The sequence below is a fragment of the Burkholderia seminalis DSM 23518 genome, from assembly GCF_902832885.1.
Taxonomy (GTDB): domain Bacteria; phylum Pseudomonadota; class Gammaproteobacteria; order Burkholderiales; family Burkholderiaceae; genus Burkholderia; species Burkholderia seminalis.
Genome location: NZ_CADFDK010000003.1, coordinates 130,567 through 151,103, shown reverse-complemented (window position 1 = coordinate 151,103; position 20,537 = coordinate 130,567). Strand labels below are relative to the sequence as shown.

Here is a 20,537-nt window from a genome sequence, read left to right as displayed (position 1 = left end):
GCGCGTCACGCGGTCACATCGCGCAGCGCCGCGTCCCAGTCGCGCGCGAACCGTTCGATGCCGAAGCGTTCGCAGGCGTCGCGGCGCGCAGCCGCGCCCCACTCGCGCGCGAGTTCCGGCTCGCGGATCAGCATGCGCATCGCATCGACCAGCACGCTCAACCGCGTATCGGCCACGCCGTTGAAGCCGCTCCGGACGAGCTGCGCCATCTCGGTCGTCGCGAGCGCGACGATCGGCAGCCCGATCATCATCGCCTCGATCACCGCGAGCCCGAGGCTCGTGTAGCGGATCGGGTTGAAGAAGAACCGGTAGTGCGACAGGAACTGCGGCAGCGCCGGGTTCGGCACCTCGCCGATCCCGCCGAGTTCGGCCGATCCCATCCCGACCAGGTCGATCGGCACGCTGTGACGCACGGCCTCGAACAGGTCCGCGCCGAGGCGCCGGCCGCGCCGCGCGAGATGGTTCACCACCGTCACGCCCTTCGGCAGCGTGCCGCGATACTCGACGCCCTCGGGCGTCGGCACGCCGTGCTCGATCACGCGGGTCGGCGTCACGCCGCTGTCCCACATCAGCGCGTTGAACGCCGTCACGTGCACGAGCAACACGTTCGGGTCCTGCACCGGGTGCAGCGTGTCGGTCGGATGTTCGCGCGGCGGGTCGTGCTCGACGAACAGCGTCGGCAGCGCGCGCTGCGCGTCGCTCAGCAGCCGCAGGCGGTCGTGCCGGTAATGATTCGCATGCTGGTACAGCACGCAGTCGAATTCGGTGTCGCGCACGCACTCGACCGGCACCTCGTGCACGTTGTCGCCCCACGGCAGGTGCCCGACCCGGCCCGCATAGCCGGGCGGATGCTGTGGCTTCGTCACGAGGTAGAAGTCGTGCGGCGCGTGCGACAGGTAATACAGGTAGTTGCCATGCACGTGCCAGGTCAGCACGCGCAACCGCTTACGTGACATGACGTCTCTCCTTCGCGAGCAGGTCGCCCGCCTGGCCGATCACGTCGCCGACGCCAATGGCCGTCGCGCATTCGTGCCCGTACGGGCAGGTGTCGAACATACAGGGCCGGCACGCCGGATAATTGGCGAGCACGCGATGGCGCGCGCCGTCGAGCGGCGCCCAGCGTGCGGTATCGCTGCCGCACGCGACGACGACGCTCGGCGTGCCGAGCGCCGCCGCGATATGCGACACGCCCGTGTCGTTGCACAACAGCAGCCGCGCGCGGGCGATCAAGGCCGCGAGCGCACCGAGCGGCGTGCGCCCGCACAGGTTCACGCACGGCCGCGCGAGGCGCTCGGCGAATGCGCCGGCCAGCGCCATTTCCGCGCGCGTGCCGGTCAGCACGACCTGCCAGCCGTCGTCGGCAAGCTGCCGCGCGGCAAGCGCGAAGCGTTCGACCGGCCAGCGCCGCGACGCCATCCGCGCGCCGGGATGGACGATCACGTAGCGCCCCGGATCGAGTGCGTGTTCGTCGCTGAGTACCTGCCACAGCGCATGGTCGAGGCCGCCAAGCGGGAATTCGAGGTGGTCGCCGCGATCCGCGTAGCCGAGCTTGCGGGTGAGCGCCAGGTAGCGCGTCACTTCCGGTTCGTCGTCGCGCCACGCGAGCGCGCAATCGAGCGCGGTCGTGCCGCCGTCGGCCGGCACGAAACCGGCCGTGCGCATCGCGCCGAGCGACGCGACGATCGCGTTCGTGTGCGCGCCGCTGCCGTGCAGCTGAATCGCGAGGTCGAAGTCGCGCGAACGGCATTCGGCGACGAACGCCTCGCGCGTGGCCGCGTCGGGTTCGGGCTGCTCGGCGAGCCCGGGCGCGCCGGGAAACGCGATGAAGCCGTCGATATAGTCCGAGAAGCGCGACGCGAACTCGCGCGCCCACGGCAGGCCGATCAGCGTGATGCGCGCATCGGGCTCGCCGTGCCGCAGCGCGCGCAACGCGGGCACCGCGCACAGCATGTCGCCGAGCTGCAGCGCGCGAAATACCGCGATCCGCCTCGGGCCGCGCGCGCTGCCGGCGTCGAAACCGTGGTCGAGCATCATAGGAAGAGCACCCGAAAATGCAGCGCCCCTCGCATGCGCCAGTACACCGACACCGGCGGAATCGCGATGGACGTGACGATCATCTCCGCGACGTGCGACGGCGTGAGCTGCGTGCCGCGCAATCGCTTCACGCAGAACGCCGCGGTGATCACGGCCCAGACGACGGCGCACGCCGCGCCCGGCGCCGGCCATCCGGCCGCGAAACACGCGATCGCGGCGAGCGCCGCCAGCACGGCCGCGTAGTAGTGCCACGGCGGCACCGGCCGGATGTGGCGCCGGTAGGTCGCGCGATGCTTCTTGTACAGCAGCGCGTCGAAATACACCTTCGACTGCTGGCCGACGCTCGCCCCCCAGTGCGCGGGACGCACCGGATGCACGATGCGCGCGGCGTCGGCACCGACGATCGGCCCCGCATGCTCGCGCAGCGCGAACATCAGGTCCGCATCCTCGCGCCACGCGCGCGTGAAGCGTTCGTCGAAGCCGCCCACCCGCTCGAGCGCCGCGCGACGCACGAAGCAGTTCGCGGTCGCGAATTCCGCGTGCGCAAGGCCAGCCGCGTCGCGTTCGTAGTCGGTCGGACACGGCCGCAGCGGCACGTCGATGCGGCCGGCCGCGGCGGCCGCCGACGGCTCGGCGAGCAGCGCGGCCGCACCGTGGCGCAGCCACGTCGGGTCGGGAATCGTGTCGTCGTCGGTGAAGGCGATCAATGCGCCGCACGCGCTGCGCCAGCCGACGTTGCGCGCGCCGGCCGGCCCCTGCGTGTCTGGCGCGGTCATGTAGCGGATCACCGGCACGTCGGTCACGCGTGCGCGGCACGCGTCGACGACGGGGCGCGCGCTGCCGGCCGGATCGTCGTCCACGACGACGATCTCGTAGGTGGTCGGGTCGAACACCTGCACGCAAAGCGCGTCAAGGCAGCGTTCGAGCAGGTCGGGCCGCCGGTAGGTCGGCACGACGACCGACACCACGGGCGGCAGGTGCGTGGCGCGCGCGTTCATCTCGGCTTCTCCAGCAGGAACGGGCCGATCACGAGCGCGTCGAGCGGCGACGTCCAGAAGCATTCGATCGCATCGCGCGGCGTGCAGACGATCGGCTCGCCGCGCGTATTGAACGACGTGTTGACGAGCACCGGCACGCCGGTGAGCGCATCGAACTCGGTCAGCAGCGCATGCAGCAGCGGATGCTGCCGCTCGTCGACGGTCTGCACGCGCGCGGTGCCGTCGGTGTGACGCACGGCCGGAATCCGCGCGGCGCGTTCGGGCACGACGTCGTAGACGAACAGCATGAACGGCGCGCGCAGCGGCGTCTGCCGGCCGCCGGCGAACCAGTGATGCGCGCGGCTTTCGAGCACCACCGGCGCGACCGGCCGGAAGTCCTCGCGATCCTTGATCCGGTTCAGCTTGTGCTGCATGTCCGGGTCGATCGGCGACGCGAGGATCGAGCGTGCGCCGAGCGCGCGCGGGCCGAACTCCATGCGCCCCTGGAACCAGCCGATCACACGGTTCTCCGCGAGCAGCGCGGCCGTCTGCGCGGCGACGTCGGCGAGCCGCCGGTACGGCAACTGCGCGTCCTTCAGGAACGCCTCGATCGCGTCGTCGCCGTACGACGGCCCGAGATACGCGTGATCCATCCGCCAGCCGCCGCGCTCGCCGCGCATCCGGAAGTCGGTCCACAACGCCGCGCCGAGCGCCGTGCCCGCATCGCCCGCGGCCGGCTGCACCCAGACCTCGTCGAACGGGCCGCGATCGCGGATCTTCGCGTTCATCACGCAGTTCAGCGCGACGCCGCCCGCCATCGCGAGCTGCCGCTCGCCCGTCTCGGCGGCCAGCCAGTCGACCGCCTGCAGCGTCGTTTCCTCGAGCACGAGCTGCAACGCATGCGCGATGTCGTAATGATGCGGCTCGATCGGGCCGCCGCGTTCACGCGGCGCGCCGAACAGCGCAACCAGATCGGCATCGGCCACGTCGTAGCGCCCTTCGCCGCGATACCGCACCAGTTGGCGCATCGCGTCGGCGAATACCGGCTTGCCGTACGACGCGAGCGCCATCACCTTGTATTCGTCGGACGAGTGCAGGAAGCCGAGATGGCGGGTCAGGCGCTCGTACAGCAGCCCGAGCGAGTGCGGCAGGTTCACCTGCCCGAGCCGCCGGTAGCTGCGGCCGTCGAATACGCCGTAGCTGGTCGTCGCCCGCTCGCCGCGCCCGTCCATCGTCATCACCGCGCAGCGCCCGAACGGCGCCGCGAGAAACGCGCTCGCCTCGTGCGCGAGATGGTGCTCGACGAAATGCCAGCGAAACGGTCCGTCGTGCGTGACACCGCGAAAACGCCGCTGCAGATGATGCGGCGCGCCGCCCGCGAGCTGGCGCGGCGCGTTGACGATCGACGACAGGAACAGCGGATGCCAAGGCGACGCGCCGTCGTCGCGCGGCGCGTGCGCGGACGGCGACAGCGGCAACGTCAGCACCGGCGGGCCGCCCTCGCGGTCGAGTTCGAGCCACGGGTCGTACGAATACGCGACGTGATCGACGTCCGCCAGCGTGATGCCGGCCTCGTCCAGACAATAGTCGATCGCGTGGTAAGGCAGCTCCCAGGTCGAGAACGGCACCGGGCGCTTCGCGTGCTTCACGTGCGTGAAGCGTTCGTCCTCGGCCGCCGCGATCACGACGCCGTCGCGCACGATGCACGCGGCGCTGTCGTGGAACGCGGCATTGATGCCGAGCGTATGGATCGGGTCTGGCATGCGTCAGTTCCTCGTGATGACGTGCGCGAACGGAATCACGTTCGATGCGGACATCGCGACCGGCTCGGCGCCGCGTGCGGCGGCCCGTGCGGCCGTGCGTTGCGCATGGCGCGCGCGGTCGTGCAGCAGCGTGTGCACGGCGGCCACCACATCGTCGACCCGCACGCCGAGCAGGCATGGATGGCCCGGCTGGTTGCATGTGCTGCGGTAGCAGTTGCGGCACGGGACGTCGACGTTCAGCACGCGGTGCGGCACGCGCCACGGCGTGTGCTGCGGATTGGTCAGCGCGTACAGGTCGACGACCGGCGTGCCGAGCGCGGCCGCGAGATGCACGGGGCCGCTGTTGTTCGACAGCAGCAGGTCGGCCCTCTCGATCAGCGCGCCGAGCTCGCCGAGCGGCAATGCGCCCGCCAGCGGCACCGCGCGCGGCCCGGCGCGTTCGCACACCGTGTCGATCAGCGCGCGTTCGCCCGCACTGCCCGTCACCGCGATGCCGTCGAACAGCGGCGCGACGGCGGCAGCCGCTTCGCCGAACCGCTCGGCCGGCCAACGCCGCGACGCCGCGCTCGCGCCCGGATGGACGACCAGCCAGCGCGCCCGGCCTGCCTCCGGCCGGCGCGCGCCGCCGATGCGCTGCAGCGCGGCCCGCAAACGCGCGTGGACCGCGCGCCGGGCCGCGTCGCCCGGCTCGAACGCCATCCGCCAGTCCGACGTCGTCGCGCCGACGGCCCGCACCAGCGCGAGCTGACGCGCGACCTCGTGGCGCACATGGGCGTCCGGCTCGGTTTCCGGCACGCGGTCGGTCAGCAGCTCGTACGGATTCTCGCGGCAATGCGCGAGCCGCAGCGGGATGCCCGCGAGCCAGCACATCATCGCGGCGGGCAGCGGGTTCTGGCTGTATACGGTGAAGATCACGGCCGCGTCGAAGCGGCCGGCCAGCAGCCGGTCGATCATGTCGAGATCGGCCACCGGGTCGCCGCGCACGTCGGGATGCCGGACCCACGGCGCGTCGTAGCACCATACGTCGTCGACCATCGGCAGGTGCGGCGCAAGCGCGGCGCCCGTGCGCGACGTCAGCAGGGTGAGCCGGCGGCCGCTGCCGCCCTCCTTCAGCGCCCGCAGCGCGGGCGTCGTCATCAGCACGTCGCCCAGGCTGTCGAGCCGCACGCACAGGATGCGGCGCGCGCGGTGCCAGGCGGCGTTCATCGCCGCCCCCACGTGCCGTGCCGGCGCACGGCTTCGCGCACGACGATGTCGGCGGCCAGGTCGATCCGGTCGACGACATGGTGCGGCGTGCGCGCCGCGTCGACGCGCCACTCGGTCTCGTGACCGCAATCGACGAGAATCGTGCCGCAGCGCGCGGTGCGGCCGGCCTCGACGTCGTCGAGGATGTCGCCGATCATCCAGCTCCATTCGGGAACGGCGCCGAGCGCGGCCAGCGCGCGGCGCACCATGCCGGGCCGCGGCTTGCGGCACAGGCAGTCGCAGGCATAGCGCGGCACGCTGCCCTGCGGGTGATGCGGGCAGTAAAAAAAATCCGCCAGCGTCGCACCGTTTGCTTCGAACAGTTCGGCGAGACGCTGGCGGACCGCGCCAAGCTCGTTTTCGGTAAAGCGGCCGAGCGCGACGCCCGGCTGGTTCGAGACGACCGCGAGCGGCATGCCGGTCGCGCCGAGCGCGCGCAACGCCCGGGCCGCTCCCGGCGCGAGACGCATGCGTGCGGGGTCGACGTTGTACGGCACGTCGTCGAGCAGCGTGCCGTCCTTGTCGAGCAGCACCGCGCCGGGCAGCCGCCGTTCGCGCGTCAGGGCCATGACGACTCCTTCATCGGCAGCACCATCACTTCCGGCACGACGGTACCCGGCGGCTGCGCGAGCACGAAGCGCACGGCGGCCGCGACGTTCTCCGGCGGCTGCAGCGTGTCCTCGTCGATGTCGGGAAAGCGGTCGAGCAGGAACGGCGTGCGCATCCCGCCCGCGACGATCGCCGACACGCGCACGCCGCTCGGGCGCAGTTCGGCATGCAGCGCATGCGACAGGCCGAGCAGCCCCCACTTCGTCGCGTGGTACGCGGACGCATTGGGCCACGCCCGCTTCGACGCGGTCGACGCGATATTGACGATATGGCCGCCGCCGCGCGCCTTCATCATCGGCACGGCCGCGTGACACATCAGGTACGGGCCGAACAGGTTCGTCATCAGCACCTGGCGCCAGGCGTCCACGCTCACGTCGTCGATCGGCGCGGTCACGTCGATCGCCGCGTTGTTGACGATCACGTCCAGATCGCCCAGCGATTCGCGCGCGTCGCGGACGACCTCCAGCACCGACGCCTCGTCGCGCACGTCGAGCGGCCGGCCGACCGCCTGTCCGCCGTGGCGTTCGAGCCGCTGCGCGACGGCCGCCGCGCGGTCGCCGTCGAGATCGGCGACGACCACGTGCGCGCCATGCCGCGCCAGGTCCTCGCATATCGCTTCGCCCAGACCGCGGCCACCGCCGGTCACGAGCGCGGTTCGTCCCGCGAGCGCGGGTCTGGCTGATTCGTGAGTCGCGTTCACCTGCACCTCCTGTCGACGTTCGAGCGTCATGCTGCTGATGGGGGACGCTTGTCGTGACAAGCGTCGGTGCATGAGGTACAGCGAAAACCGTGCCGAGCCGCGTGCGCCCGCGCCGCATCGGGCGCCGGCGGGCGATCGCTGGCTTTTTTATAAGCGGCTGTAAAAACGGGCCGCGCGGCCGAACTCAGATTGCGAGCGCGTCGGGCGTCGCCTGCGCGCGGTGCTTCGCGAGCGCGCGCAGGCAGTGCGCGATGCAGCCCGCGAACGCCTCGTCGAACCACGGCTGCGCGCCCGACACGCCGACCACGATTCCGCCGAGCGCGACCCCGCCCCACAGATTCGTGTCGCCCGCACGTAACCGGTACGGCTCCAGCGCCTGCACGACATGGCCGTCGCGGCCCGTCTCCCACGACAGCCGCGCCTTCGCGCGCGCATAGGCACGGTAGTCGGCGTCCCAGTCCTTCGGGTCGGGCAGCGAGAACTCGTACAGAATCGCGTCCTCGAACGACGTGTCGTGCGGCCCGAGCGCCGGATCCATGATCACGATGTGCAGGCAGCCGCTGTCGCCGACGAAGTCGCTCTGCAGCGCGGCCGACAGGCTCGGCAGCAGCAGCTCGACGGCCGCCACCGCGGCCTGGCGGTCCGCGAACGCGCTACCCGCGCGTCGGTCGATCAGTGTGTCGGGCATCGGGCGGGGAAGGTTCGGCATGGGATTCTCCAGAGGAAAACGCGAGCGCACGCAACGCCGCGATCAGGTCGGCCGCTACCGCGGGCTTGGTCAGGTAGGCATGGAAACCGGCCTCGACCGCGCGCGTGCGGTCGCGTTCGCGCGCGTGGCCGGACAGCGCGAGCGCCTCGAGCGGCGCACGGCCCGCGCGGTCGCGCGCGGCATCGAGCTGGCGCACGCGCGACATCACCGCATAGCCGTCATCCTCGTCGTCGCCGAGATCGATGTCGCAGACGAGCAGCGCCGGCCAGTCCGCCCGGCGCGCGCGCCACAGGTCGTCGAGCAAGGCCTGCCCGGACGCGTACGCATGCACGTGAGCGCCTGCGAGCTGCAGCAGCGCGGCGAGCGCGTCGCGCGCCTCGTCGTGATCGTCCACGCACGCGATGACGAGGCCGTCGAGCGGCCTGGCCGGCGCATCGGAGGGTGGCATGCCGCCGGCCGGTTGCACGGGCTCGGGCGCCACCACGTACATCGGCAGCGACAGGTGCAGCGTCACGCCCGTATCGTCGCGTTCGCGCACCACGTAGCCGCCGGCTTCCTCGATCGCACCCTGCAACCGTTCGAGGTCGAGCAGCGACAGCTCGAGCGCGTCGGCGTCCGCGCACGCGATCGTGATCCGCGCCTCCGGATCGTGACGCGCGGTACGCACCTCGAGGTGCCCGCCGCCGCTCGCGTCGATCCCGCCGCGGCACAGTTCCCATACGAAACGCCGCAACGCGGCCGGATCGGCGTTGACGACGAGGTCCTCGTCCGACAGGTGGCGAAACACCGGCACGCCGCGCCGCGCGGCGTCGTCCGCCAGCGAATCGAGCACCTGCGACACGAGCGGGTTGATCCTGACCGGCTGCCGCGCGAACTTCGCCTCCGTGCGCGCCAGTTCGCGCTGCTTCGCCTGCAGCGACCACATCTGCGCATAGACGCCGCCGCTGGCGAGCAGTGCGTCGTGCGTGCCGTGTTCGACGAGGCGGCCGTGCTCCATCACGAGAATGCGGTCGGCGTCGACGATCGTCGACAGCCGGTGCGCGATGATGAGCGTCGTGCGGTGCCGGGCGACGCGCATCAGCTCCTGCTGGATCGCGCGCTCCGCGCGCGTGTCGAGCGCGGAGGTCGCCTCGTCGAACACGACGATCGGCGGTGCCTTCAACAGTGCGCGCGCGATCGCGACCCGCTGCCGCTCGCCGCCCGACAGCCGCACGCCGCGCTCGCCGACGCGCGTGTCGTACGCGTCGGGCAGCCGTTCGATGAACGCGTCGAGTTGCGCGCCGCGCGCGGCCGCGATCACGTCGCCGCGCGTCGCATCGCGCTTGCCGTACGCGATGTTGTAGGCGAGCGTGTCGTTGAACAGGATCGTGTCCTGCGGGACGATGCCGAGCGCGTCGCGCAGGCTGCGTTCGGTGACGAGCCGCAGGTCCTGGCCATCGATCCGGATCGTGCCCGCGTCGGGCTGGTACAGCCGGAACAGCAGCCGCGCGAGCGTCGACTTGCCCGAGCCGCTGCCGCCGACCACCGCGACCGTCTGCCCGGGCTCGATGCGAAACGACACGTCCGACAGGATCTGCCGGCCCGGCTCGTAGCCGAAGTCGACATGCGCGAACTCGATCGCGCCGCCGCGCACCGCGAGCGGCTGCGCCCCTGGCGCGTCGCCGTCCTCGCCCGGCTTGCCGCGTGCATCGAGCAGCCCGAACAGCCGCTCGACGTTCGTCATCGCGTCGTTCGCCTCGCGGAACACGAAACCGAGCGCGTTCAGCGGCAGGCTGATCTGGATGATGTATGCGTTGATCAGCACGAGATCGCCGACCGTCATCGCGCCGCGCGCCACCTGCTGGCCGGCGAGCAGCATCACCGCGGCGATCCCCGCGCCGATGCAGGCGCTCTGGCCGATATGCAGCGTCGACAGCGCGTACTGGTTGTCGATGCCCGCCTCGCGCCACGCGTCGAGCACGCGCTCGAGCCGGTCGCGCTCGACGTCCTCGCGCGCGAAGTACTTGACCGTATCGACGTTCAGCAGGCTGTCCACCACGCGTGCGTTCGACTCGGCCTCGAGCGCGTTCACGCGCCGCTGGACACGCATCCGCCGGCGCGTAAACACAACCGTACAGGCCGCGTAGACGCCGAACGTGACGACGATGATCGCGGTAAAGCCGCTGCCGTACTTGCCGATCACGATCGCGATCACCGAGCCGATCTCGATGGCCGTCGGCACGACCGTAAACACCGCGACACCGAGCAGATAGCCGATGCCGGCCGTGCCTTTCTCGAGGTCGCGCACGACCGCGCCCGTCTCGCGCTGCGCATGAAAACGCGCGCCGAGCCGGTGCAGGTGGCCGAACGTGCGTACGGTAAACGATACGACCGTATGCTGCGTGACCTGCACGAAGGTCATGTCGCGCACTTCGTTCAGCGCATTCGACGCAAAGCGCACGACCGCGTACGCGAACAGCAGCAGCACCGGCCACGCGACAGGCTGGCCGGCCGCGCGGCCGAAGCCGTCGACGATGTCCTTGAGCAGCAGCGGCACCGCGACGGCCGCCGCCTTCGCGAGCATCAGCAGCGCGATCGCCGCCAGAACGCGGGCACGGTAATGCCAGATCGCGCGCCCCAGTTCGGCCGCAATCCGCAGCCGCAGGCCGCGCTCGTCGCGACGGTCGCGGCCCGCGGTGCTGCCGCGCCGCGCGGGCCGCGTATCGTCGATGCCGGCCGTCATGCGTAAGCGGCTCGCGGTCGGGATCGCGGCGCGGCGTGCACGGCCGTCAATGGTGCGGCTTGCGCTCGCGGCCGGGCACGACGGCGCCCGGTTCGGGATCGCGTGCGGCCGGCAGCGTCGGCGTGACGGTCCGCTGGTCGGGATGCAGCACCATGCCCGTATCGTGCTCGCCTTCGCGGCGCACGCGCACGCGATTATCGACGTCGCGCACGCTCATGCAGCCGTCAGCCAGATCCTCGATGTCGTGCTTCATCCAGCGCGCCGGGACCGTGCCGTCCAGGATGACGCAGCCGTCCTGCACCTGCACGGTGACATCGCTCACGTCGATGTCGAGCGCATGCGCCAGCCGCTCGCAGACGTCCTCGCGGATCCGCTCGTCGGAGCGCGTATAGCCTTTCGGCCCGCGGCAGTGTCGCAACGCATCGCGTTCGGCCGCGCTGCCGGCACGCGACCGGTCCGGCGCGCCGCCAGCGCGCGGGTCGCGCTCGTCGCCGTACCCGCCGATCCGGTCACGGCCGCGGAAATCGGCACGTTCGCCGCCGTAGCGGCCTTCGCGGCCCTCCGCGCGGGGGCCCGGTTCGCCGTAGCCGGGTTCGCCGCCCCGCGCCGGCGGGCGCGCGCCGCCCGGCCAGTCCGCGTCGGCCGCGCCGCGCCGCTGGTCGGCCGGCCGCGCGGCGCGCTCGGTCCATGCGCTGCCCCAGTCTTCGGGGCCGACGTCCTCGCTCGCCAAGCGGCGGGAGGCCGATTCATGGTCTTCCTCCGGCCAGCGCGCCGGGTCGTCCGGGATGCCGCGCGCGCCGTACCGTCCGGGATATCGTCGTTGCATCGTGTCCCTCCTTGATCGCGCCTGCGCCGCGCACGGCCCCATGCCGGGTCGCGGCGCGCGTCGTCCGGGTCGAACGCAAGTCGCGTGCCGGTATCGCCGCCGATGCCCGATGCATCCATGCCGCATCGCCGCCCTGCCGCCGGACGCCGCGACCGGACGCATGCGGGCGCGCCAATCTGCAACGCGATTGCAGTTTTTGCGCGCCGGGCATCACGACGCGCCGCCGTCGTCCGGTTCGGCGGGATCGTCCGCTTCCCGGGTGCCGCCGGGCTCGCTCAGCCGCTCGGTGCGGTCGGGCTCGATGTCGGCACCGTCGTCGAACGTCGAATCGCCGTCGGCCGACGCACGCTCGCCGGTGCCTGCGCGGTCCGTGTCGCTGTCGAGCGACGCGTCGCCGCGTTCAAGCGCATGCTCGTCGAGCGGCGAATCGATGTCGAACGGATGGCGCCGCGCGCCGGCCGTGTCGCTGCCGCTGTCGGACGAGTCGCTCGGCCCCAGCGCGCGGCCGTCGCGGCCGCGGGTGGCGTTGTCGTCGTCCGGGCCGGCCGGTTCGTTGTCGGGGTTCAGCGTGCTGTTCATGTCGATCTCCTTGCATGGCTTGCCGTCGCGTGCGGCCACCCGGCCGCCGGCCAACCGGCAGACGGAACGGTCGTGCAACCGGCGTGCCGCGTCGGGCGGCCGGCCATCGTTCCGGCCGCCGCGGCGGCGGATGGCACAGCGGATGCGCGCCCATTGATCAGGTGAATCGAGTTCCCTTATGCTTTCCGGGGTGCCAATCCGATTCCTGTCGCCGCCGCCGGTTCGCCCGGCGGCGGCCGGGCAGCGTTTGCCTGCCCGCCTTCGATCCGCCGTAACGCAACGATGAATAGAGACGACGCCGATCCTCTCCCGCACCCCTCGCCGCCCGGCTTGCCCGACGCGCGCGACCTGCTGCATCGCTTCGCCGAGTTCCGTTTCCAGACGGTCGTCGGCTCGATCACCGATTACGCGGTGTTCATGCTCGATCCGTACGGCAACGTCGCGACCTGGAACGCGGGCGCCGAGCGCATCAAGGGCTATCGCGCCGCCGAGATCGTCGGCCAGCACTTCTCGCGCTTCTATCCTCCCGACGCGATCGCGGCGGGCCGGCCGTCGCACGCGCTCGACGAGGCGGCCACGCAGGGTCGCTTCGAAGACGAGGACTGGCGCGTGCGCAAGGACGGCTCGCAGTTCTGGGCGAGCGTGACGATCACCCCCGTGCACGATCACGGTAACCAGCTGTGCGGCTTCATCAAGATCACGCGCGACATGACGGAGCGCAAGCGGCTCGAGGAACTCGAAGCGTCGACACACCGGCTCAGCGTGTTCATCGCGATGCTCGCGCACGAACTGCGCAACCATCTCGCGCCGCTGCGTCATTCGGTCGGCATATTGCAGAACCTGCCCGATCCGGCGCCCACGCTGGCACAGTGCCGCGACGCCGTGGATCGTCAGGTCGGACAACTGACGCGGCTCGTCGACGATCTGCTCGACGTCGGACGTATCACGGCCGGCAAGGTCGAGCTTGACGATCGCCCCGTCACCGTGCGCGATATCGTGTGTCGCGGTGTCGAAAGCATCCAGCCGAAACTGGCCGCGCGCGGGCAACACATCCACGTCGACCTGCCGTCCGATGCCGTGGTGCTGCACGGCGACGATGCACGGCTCGTCCAGGTGCTGCACAACCTGCTCGACAACGCGTCGAAGTTCTCGCCGCCCGGCGGACGAATCGACGTCGGTGCGCGCACGGAAGGGCCAGTGGTCGCGATCCGCGTCACCGATCACGGTGTCGGCATCGCGCAGGGCGCGCTTGAAACGATCTTCGACCTGTTCGAGCAGGAAGGCGCGCCGGGGCGCCGGCCGTCCGACGGTTTCGGGCTGGGTCTCGCGATCTGCCGGACGTTCGTCGAGCTGCATGGCGGGCGCATTTCGGCCGAGAGCGCCGGGCCCGGCCGCGGCGCGACGTTCACGGTGCGCTTGCCGATCGACCGGATGGGACGCACGGAACGCGTCGGCGAGCCCGAGCCGGCCGCACCCGCGCAGCCGGTCACCACGCCGCTGCGCATCGTCGTCGTCGACGACAACCGCGATTCCGCCGACACGCTCGCCGTGCTCCTGCAGATGAAGGGACACGCGCCGCGCGTCGCCTACCGGGCGGACGAAGCGCTGGCGCTCGCCCGCGACTACGTCCCGCATCTGATGATCCTCGACCTGACGATGCCCGACATCGACGGCTTCACGCTGCTGTACGAACTGCGCGCGATCGACGCGTTGCGCGACACGACCTGCGTCGCGCTGTCCGGCCATGCGCGCGCGTCGGATCTCGCGCGGACCGAACGCGCGGGCTTCGACGACCATCTCGTGAAGCCTGTCGAGATGGCCGTGCTCGACGCGCTGCTGCAGCGCGTCGCCCGCCGGCTTCAGCGTACGCCGTAGCCGCCCGTGCTCAGGCCATCGCGCGGCACATCGCCGCGCAGGCGTCGCACGCGGCCATGCCGTTGTCGCACCGATCGTCCAGCGCCGTGCTCCCGGTTTCGGTTCTTCGCGTCTTCATGGCGCCGGCGTCGGCTTCACCTTCAGTCCGTCGCCGCGCCGCGGCCGCCGTCGCGCGCGTTCGAGATCGCTTCGACGAGTTTCAGTTCGTCGTCGATCGACAGCGTCGTGTCGGTCACTTCGCCGCCGAATGGCGCCAGCGCCGCACTCAGCGCATAGATGTCGAGCTGCGTCGCGGCGAGCCCGAGCGAGACGGCGCCGGGGCGCGCCTTGCGCGCGACGCGATCGGTCAGCGCGTCGTCCACCGGCCGCTCGCGCCACGCGGCGAGCGACGATTCGATGTGTCCGACCACGCTGTCGAGCAGCGATCCGGACGACACGCGGCCGGGATCGACCGAATGCGCGCGCAACTGTCCGTCGGTCGTACATTCGACGATCACGACGCCCGACAGCGCGACGACGTGCCGGTCGCGCAACGTGCCGAGTTCCGCCAGCGCGCGACGGGCGGCCTCCAGGTCGGGATAGGACAACACGATCAGCGTGTTCATCGACAACTCCATGCAATCAAACGGTCGCGTGCCGGCAGCCCGCGCTCAATGCGGCAGCCCGAACGCGGCCTTCAGGCTCGCGACGATCATCTGCATCGCGATCGCCGCGAGGATCATCCCCATCAGCCGCTGCGTGACGGCCGTCACGCGCGGCGACAGGTAATGGCCGATCAGCGGCGCCGACAGCAGCGAGACGGCCAGCAGCACGAGAAACGCGGCCAGCCCGAGCGCGAATGCAAGCTCTTGTCCGGTCGTGAACGCGCTGTGCCCGAGCACGATCATCGTCGCGATCGTGCCGGGGCCGACCAGCAGCGGGATCGTCAGCGGATAGATCGCGACGCGCTCGGCTGCCGCCGGATCTGCGCCTTCGTCGTCGCCCGGCGCATGCTGGCGGCTCGGCGAACCATGCAGCATCGACAGCGCGATCAGCAGCACCAGCAGCCCGCCCGCGAGGCGGAAATCGTCGATCGTCAGACCGAACACGTGCAGGATCGCGCCGCCCGCGACGGCCGACACGATGCAGCCGATCGACACGCCGATCGCGGCCGTCAGCGCGACCTTGCGGCGCACGCCGTCCGCCGAGCCCTCGGTCAGCGACAGGAACACCGGAATGTTCGCGATCGGGTTCATGATCGCGAACAGCGCCGCGAACACCTTGATGGAAAAGGTCAGATCGAAGCCCACAGGCTTGCTCCCGTTTCGCAGGCCGAATCGAATGCGGAATCCGGCCGGTTTCCAGTGCGCGGCGCGCGCCATGCTGATACGATCGACGCACCGCGTTCACGCACGACGGAGGGCCCCGACCGATGCAAGCCACCGATACCTTCATGGATCACGAGATACGCGTCGAAGCGACGCGCAACGCAAACGGCGCGTGGGTCGCGCAGGTGCGGATCTTCCGCGACGGCGCGCCGGTCGACCTGCCCGCGCCCGAGCTCGTCACGCCCGAATGGCTCACGTGCGACGAGGCGCTGCGCGGCGGCATCGACCAGGGCCGCGTGATCGTCAAGACGCGCGACCGGTAACGGTGCGCGGTTCGCCGGCGCGTCGTCGGCCGGCATCGCACCGCGCGGGTCACGCATCGAAATCGAGGTCGCCGATCAGGATCTCGCGATCGCGCTGGGTCCGTGAGCTGAAATCGACCGGCAGTTCCATCTGCCAGCGCTCGATCGTGACCGGCAGCGCCGCGAGATAACGGTCGAAGCGGCCGTGGTCGGGCTCGGCGAGCAGACCGGCGATCGCATCGTCGCGCCACGCGAGCCGCGCATTCAGCCGGTTCGGCAGCCCCACCGTCGACGTGAGGCCGACGACGTCGACGCAGGTCGGGCTGCCCTGCCCGTCATGCGGCACGACGTCGACCTTCACGTCGCCGGGCGAGTACAGGCCGCGCAGGCGCGCGGCGATGCGCGGCGCGAACTCGGTTTCGAAACGGGCACGGACATCGGAATTCATCTCTTCTCCACTCCAGGTTGGTTCGTGTCGTCACGCCGCCGTCACGCGGCTGCAATCTGCTGCTCGAATGCCGCTTCCGCCTTCAGGCTGTCGAGATCGCGGCCGACCGTCACGACCGCGAGCCGCGTGTTGCCGCGCCAGTACGCGATCGAGCAGTCGTGCGCGCCGAGGTCGCCGTCGATCTCGACGCGGTCCCATTGCTCCGCATGCCCGACATAGCGAATCGTCAGGTCGTAATGCTGGCTCCAGAAGAACGGCACCGCGTCGAACGGCCGTTGCTGGCCGAGCATGTTGCGCGCGGCGACGATCCCCTGCCGCTCGGCCACGACCCAGTGCTCGACGCGAATCCGCTCGCCGGTCAGCGGATCGGGCCAGCGCGCGATATCGCCGGCCGCGTAGATGCCGGGCGCGCTCGTCCGAAGGAACCGGTCGACCGTCACGCCGCGTTCGACGGCGAGCCCGGCGTCCTGCGCCAGCGCCACGTTCGGATGCACGCCGATGCCGATCACGACGACATCGGCCGGCAGCACGTCGCCGGTCGACAGCGTCACGCTGTCCTGCGTGATCCGCGCGGGTGTCGCGCCGAGATGGAACACGACGCCGTGCGATTCGTGCAGCGCCTTGATCGTATCGCCGAGCGCGTCGCCGAGCACACGCGCCATCGGACGCGCATCGGGCGCGACGACCTGCACGTCGAGCCCGCGCGTGCGCAACGCGGCGGCCGCCTCGAGACCAATGAAGCTCGCGCCGACCACCACGCAGCGGCGCGCCGTTTTCAGCCTGCCGATCAGCGCGTCGCAATCGGCACGCGAGCGCAGCACGCACACGTGCGGCAGGTCGGCGCCCGGCACCGTCAGCCGGTTTGGCTCGGCGCCCGTCGCGAGCAGCAGCGCACCGTATTCGACGCGGCTGCCGTCGGCCAGCTCGACCGCGTGCCGCGCGGGATCGATCCGCGCGACGCGCGTGCCGCACCGCACGTCGATGCGCCGGTCGGTATAGAACGACGGCGCGCGCAGCGGCAGCCAGTCGGCATCGGCCGTGCCCGCGAGGTAATCCTTCGACAGATTCGGCCGGTCGTACGGCGGATCGCGATCGGCGCTCAACAGCGTGACGGGATGCGGATAGCCTTCCTGCCGCAGCGTCACGGCCGCCGCGATCGCGGCGGCGCCGCCGCCGACGATCACGACCGACGCCGGCAGCCCGGCCGCTTCCGGCGCAGGCGGCACCGGTGCCGGCCGTGCATCGAGCACGACGGCGCGGCCATCGCGGCGTTCGACGCGCCAGCACGGCAACCCGTCGAGCGCCGGTGCGCGCTGCAGCTCGCCCGTGCGCAGGCAGAACGCCGCGTGATGCCACGGGCAGCGGATCGTGTCGCCCACCAGCAGGCCGTCGGCCAGCGGGGCGCCGTAGTGCGGGCATTGCGCCCCCACGGCATACAGTTCGTCGGCACGGCGCACGAGCAGCACCGCCGCATCGCCGACATGGCCCTCGATCATCGCGCCGTCGGCGATATCGTCGAGCGCGATGCCTGCCGCGAGATCGGGGCGCGAAGACGAATCGTCGCTTGCGCTCATGACGTGGCTCCCGGAAAGTCAGGTAACGATCCCATTATCGACATCCCTCCTGAAAATAACAGGTACAGACGACCTCGCAGCGCACGCAAACGCGGACTGTAGCTTGTGCGCGATCCATGACGGGCGTAGAACGTCACCCACGTTGCGGCGCAACACATCCGCCACGCCGCACACGCGTCGCGCCACCTGCGCAATCCGCGTGCCGCCTCTCTTTCCTCATCAGGAGCGCTCCCGATGGCCACCGTTCTGTGCGTGCTCTACCCCGATCCCGTCGACGGCTATCCGCCGCGCTACGTGCGCGACACGATTCCGGTCGTGACGCGGTACGCGGACGGCCAGACCGCGCCAACGCCGGCCGGCCCGCTCGGCTTCCGGCCCGGCGAACTCGTCGGTTCGGTATCGGGCGCGCTCGGGTTGCGCGATTACATGGAAGCGCACGGTCACACGCTGATCGTCACGAGCGACAAGGACGGCCCCGATTCCGAATTCGAGCGCCGGCTCCCCGAAGCCGACGTGGTGATTTCGCAGCCGTTCTGGCCCGCGTACCTGACGGCCGACCGGATCGCCCGCGCGCCGAAGCTGAAGCTGGCGCTGACGGCCGGGATCGGCTCCGATCATGTCGACCTGGACGCCGCGGCGCGCGCGCACATCACCGTCGCCGAAGTCACCGGCTCGAACAGCATCAGCGTGGCCGAACACGTGGTGATGACGACGCTCGCGCTGGTGCGCAACTACCTGCCGTCGCACGCAGTCGCGCAGCAAGGCGGCTGGAACATCGCCGATTGCGTGTCGCGCAGCTACGACGTCGAGGGGATGCAGTTCGGCACGGTCGGCGCCGGGCGCATCGGGCTTGCGGTACTGCGCAGGCTGAAGCCGTTCGGCCTGCAGTTGCACTACACGCAGCGCCACCGGCTCGACCCGTCGATCGAACAGGAACTCGCGCTCACGTATCACGCCGATCCCGCGTCGCTGGCGAGCGCCGTCGACATCGTCAACCTGCAAATCCCGCTGTACCCGTCGACCGAGCACCTGTTCGACGCGGCGATGATCGCGCGGATGAAACGCGGCGCGTACCTGATCAACACCGCGCGCGCGAAGCTGGTCGACCGCGACGCGGTCGTGAATGCCGTCACGTCCGGGCATCTCGCCGGCTACGGCGGCGACGTGTGGTTTCCGCAGCCGGCGCCGGCCGACCATCCGTGGCGCGCGATGCCCTTCAACGGGATGACGCCGCATATCTCGGGCACGTCGCTGTCCGCGCAGGCGCGTTATGCGGCCGGCACGCTGGAAATCCTGCAATGCTGGTTCGACGGCAAGCCGATCCGCAATGAATACCTGATCGTCGACGGCGGCACGCTCGCGGGCACGGGCGCGCAGTCGTACCGCCTGACATGACGCCGGGCGCGGCGCGCAACGCACGGCGGTACGGTCAGTCGAGACAGTGCGCGGCGAGCTTGCCGACGGTCACGACCGCCTGTTCGATCTCCGGCGACCACGGGCTGCTGTAGTTCAGGCGGATGAAGTTCCGGTAGCTGTCCGCGATCGAGAACATGTAGCCGGGGCCGATCGTGATCCCCTGCTCCAGCGCGAGCTGGTACAGCCGCATCGCATCGACCTGCGCGGGCAGCTCGATCCACAGCACGTAGCCGCCCGCCGGGCTCGAGATGCGCGTGCCCTCCGGAAAGAACCGCGACACCATCGCCCGCATCAGGTTCGCCTGCTGCGCATACGCCTTGCGAATCCGCCGCAGGTGGTGCTCGTAGCCGTCGCGTTCGAGAAACTCCGCGATCGCCAGTTGCGGCAGCGACGGCGTCGCGAGCGTGTTCAGGAACTTCAGCTTCTCGACCTGTTCCCGATAGCGGCCCGGCAGCGCCCAGCCGATCCGGTACGCGGCCGTCAGGCTCTTCGAGAACGACGAGCAATGCAGCACGATGTCATGGCGGTCGAACGATTTCAGCGTGCTGGGATGCATGTTGCCGAAGTACAGTTCGTTGTACACGCCGTTCTCGATGATCGGCATGCCGGTTTTCGTTGCAAACTCAACCAGTTCGCGCTTGCGCTCGTCGGGCATCTGGAACCCGAGCGGGTTCTGGAAGTTCGGCATCACCATGCACGCCGCGATCGGCTGCGACTTCGCGATCGCGGCCAGCGCCGCGATGTCGATCCCGTACTCCGGATGCGTCGCGACCTCGATCGCCTTCATCCCCATCCGCTCGATCGCATGCAGCATCGCGTAGAACGTCGGCGATTCCACCGCGATCGTGTCGCCCGGCTTCGCCACCGCCTGCAGGCACAGGTTGATCGCCTCCGTCGCGCCCACCGTCACGATGATCTCGTTCGGGTCCACCGACATCCCGTTTTCCAGGTAGCGGCGCGCGATCTGCCGAATCAGGCGCGGATGGCCGGGCGGCAGCCCGTCCGTCACGCCCCACAGCGACTTGTCGCGGCCGGCCGCATACGCGTAGCGGTTCAGCTTCTCGAACGGAAACAGGCTCGGGTCCGGATACGGCGAGCCCAGCGGCACCGCGTCGTCCGTGCCGATCGAACGCAGCGTCGACAGCACGAGCCGGCTCACGTCGACCGACGACGAGATCGCGATCGGCTTCGACGGCCGCAGCTCGCGCACCGGCGCGTGGCCGTCGTCGCGGCGCAGGTTCACGAAATAGCCCGACTGCGGCCGGCTTTCCAGCAGCCCGCGGCTTTCCAGCAGCAGATACGCGTGCAGCACGGTCGTGATGCTGATCCGGTGCTGCTGGCTCGCCTGCCGCACCGACGGAATCCGGTCGCCGTGCCGGTACACGCCCTGGCGGATCAGGCGCTCGATGTCGTCCGCGAGTTTTTCGTAGAGTTTCATCGTGCGTCTCCCG

General features: G+C 70.6%; 19 protein-coding genes. 3 read left to right on the top strand and 16 right to left on the bottom strand.

All coding sequences use genetic code 11. The annotated features are described in order from the left end of the window. Nucleotides 1-5: 5 nt before the first annotated feature. The 11 genes from HWX00_RS11265 to HWX00_RS11215 form a co-directional block, all read right to left on the bottom strand. Nucleotides 6-956 (bottom strand): glycosyltransferase family 4 protein, encoded by a 951-nt coding sequence (locus HWX00_RS11265; protein ID WP_175028773.1) that lies wholly within the window; start codon nt 954-956, stop codon nt 6-8. Next, a complete protein-coding gene (locus HWX00_RS11260; protein WP_059561230.1) occupies nt 946-2,034 on the bottom strand; it encodes a glycosyltransferase family 9 protein in 1,089 nt (362 codons plus the stop codon). The genes HWX00_RS11265 and HWX00_RS11260 overlap by 11 nt, the downstream gene beginning before the upstream one ends. Further along, a complete protein-coding gene (locus HWX00_RS11255) occupies nt 2,031-3,032 on the bottom strand; it encodes a glycosyltransferase family 2 protein (protein WP_175028772.1) in 1,002 nt (333 codons plus the stop codon). Before HWX00_RS11255 ends, HWX00_RS11260 begins: the two co-directional genes overlap by 4 nt. Beyond that, nucleotides 3,029-4,774: a carbamoyltransferase family protein gene (locus HWX00_RS11250; protein ID WP_069705788.1), complete on the bottom strand. Its 1,746-nt coding sequence runs from the start codon at nt 4,772-4,774 to the stop codon at nt 3,029-3,031. The genes HWX00_RS11255 and HWX00_RS11250 overlap by 4 nt, the downstream gene beginning before the upstream one ends. Before the next feature lie 3 nt (nt 4,775-4,777). Next, nucleotides 4,778-5,980, bottom strand: a complete 1,203-nt coding sequence (locus HWX00_RS11245; protein WP_059561385.1) for a glycosyltransferase family 9 protein — start codon at nt 5,978-5,980, stop codon at nt 4,778-4,780. Next, nucleotides 5,977-6,588 (bottom strand): D-glycero-alpha-D-manno-heptose-1,7-bisphosphate 7-phosphatase, encoded by a 612-nt coding sequence (locus HWX00_RS11240; protein WP_034189961.1) that lies wholly within the window; start codon nt 6,586-6,588, stop codon nt 5,977-5,979. Before HWX00_RS11240 ends, HWX00_RS11245 begins: the two co-directional genes overlap by 4 nt. Next, nucleotides 6,579-7,358 carry an SDR family oxidoreductase gene (locus HWX00_RS11235; RefSeq protein WP_124669553.1) on the bottom strand — a complete coding sequence of 260 codons (780 nt, stop codon included), beginning with the start codon at nt 7,356-7,358 and terminating at the stop codon, nt 6,579-6,581. The genes HWX00_RS11240 and HWX00_RS11235 overlap by 10 nt, the downstream gene beginning before the upstream one ends. 154 nt (nt 7,359-7,512) lie before the next feature. Then, nucleotides 7,513-8,037 (bottom strand): hypothetical protein, encoded by a 525-nt coding sequence (locus HWX00_RS11230; RefSeq protein ID WP_175028771.1) that lies wholly within the window; start codon nt 8,035-8,037, stop codon nt 7,513-7,515. After that, nucleotides 7,982-10,759 (bottom strand): ABC transporter transmembrane domain-containing protein, encoded by a 2,778-nt coding sequence (locus HWX00_RS11225; protein ID WP_175028770.1) that lies wholly within the window; start codon nt 10,757-10,759, stop codon nt 7,982-7,984. Before HWX00_RS11225 ends, HWX00_RS11230 begins: the two co-directional genes overlap by 56 nt. A 46-nt stretch (nt 10,760-10,805) precedes the next feature. Further along, complete coding sequence (locus HWX00_RS11220) at nt 10,806-11,585, bottom strand: BON domain-containing protein (protein ID WP_226193862.1); 780 nt, start codon at nt 11,583-11,585, stop codon at nt 10,806-10,808. Nucleotides 11,586-11,795: 210 nt separating this feature from the next. Beyond that, on the bottom strand, nt 11,796-12,164 hold the full coding sequence (locus HWX00_RS11215) for a chemotaxis protein (RefSeq protein WP_175029290.1): 369 nt from the start codon (nt 12,162-12,164) through the stop codon (nt 11,796-11,798). A 282-nt stretch (nt 12,165-12,446) separates the two neighbouring features. Here HWX00_RS11215 and HWX00_RS11210 point away from each other — a divergent pair, with 282 nt between their 5' ends. After that, a complete protein-coding gene (locus HWX00_RS11210) occupies nt 12,447-14,039 on the top strand; it encodes a PAS domain-containing hybrid sensor histidine kinase/response regulator (RefSeq protein WP_175029291.1) in 1,593 nt (530 codons plus the stop codon). Nucleotides 14,040-14,179: 140 nt separating this feature from the next. Here the strand turns inward: HWX00_RS11210 and HWX00_RS11205 are convergent, their stop codons facing one another. Together HWX00_RS11205 and HWX00_RS11200 are read right to left on the bottom strand one after the other, a co-directional pair. After that, nucleotides 14,180-14,644, bottom strand: coding sequence for a hypothetical protein (locus tag HWX00_RS11205; protein ID WP_175029292.1), 465 nt, complete (start codon nt 14,642-14,644; stop codon nt 14,180-14,182). Nucleotides 14,645-14,689: 45 nt separating this feature from the next. Beyond that, nucleotides 14,690-15,328, bottom strand: a complete 639-nt coding sequence (locus HWX00_RS11200) for a MarC family protein (protein WP_175029293.1) — start codon at nt 15,326-15,328, stop codon at nt 14,690-14,692. 122 nt (nt 15,329-15,450) lie between these two features. Between HWX00_RS11200 and HWX00_RS11195 the strand changes: the two genes are divergently transcribed. Then, nucleotides 15,451-15,669, top strand: a complete 219-nt coding sequence (locus tag HWX00_RS11195) for a DUF6566 family protein (protein WP_034189953.1) — start codon at nt 15,451-15,453, stop codon at nt 15,667-15,669. Nucleotides 15,670-15,718: 49 nt separating this feature from the next. Here the strand turns inward: HWX00_RS11195 and HWX00_RS11190 are convergent, their stop codons facing one another. Together HWX00_RS11190 and HWX00_RS11185 are read right to left on the bottom strand one after the other, a co-directional pair. Then, nucleotides 15,719-16,096 carry a DUF5594 family protein gene (locus tag HWX00_RS11190; RefSeq protein ID WP_175029294.1) on the bottom strand — a complete coding sequence of 126 codons (378 nt, stop codon included), beginning with the start codon at nt 16,094-16,096 and terminating at the stop codon, nt 15,719-15,721. A 41-nt stretch (nt 16,097-16,137) separates the two neighbouring features. After that, nucleotides 16,138-17,670, bottom strand: coding sequence for an FAD-dependent oxidoreductase (locus tag HWX00_RS11185; protein ID WP_175029295.1), 1,533 nt, complete (start codon nt 17,668-17,670; stop codon nt 16,138-16,140). Nucleotides 17,671-17,904: 234 nt separating this feature from the next. Between HWX00_RS11185 and HWX00_RS11180 the strand changes: the two genes are divergently transcribed. After that, on the top strand, nt 17,905-19,065 hold the full coding sequence (locus tag HWX00_RS11180) for an NAD-dependent formate dehydrogenase (protein WP_034189950.1): 1,161 nt from the start codon (nt 17,905-17,907) through the stop codon (nt 19,063-19,065). Between the two features lie 34 nt (nt 19,066-19,099). On the opposite strand, the gene HWX00_RS11175 is transcribed toward HWX00_RS11180, so the two are convergent. Further along, on the bottom strand, nt 19,100-20,524 hold the full coding sequence (locus HWX00_RS11175) for an aminotransferase-like domain-containing protein (RefSeq protein ID WP_175868106.1): 1,425 nt from the start codon (nt 20,522-20,524) through the stop codon (nt 19,100-19,102). Between the last annotated feature and the right edge of the window lie 13 nt (nt 20,525-20,537).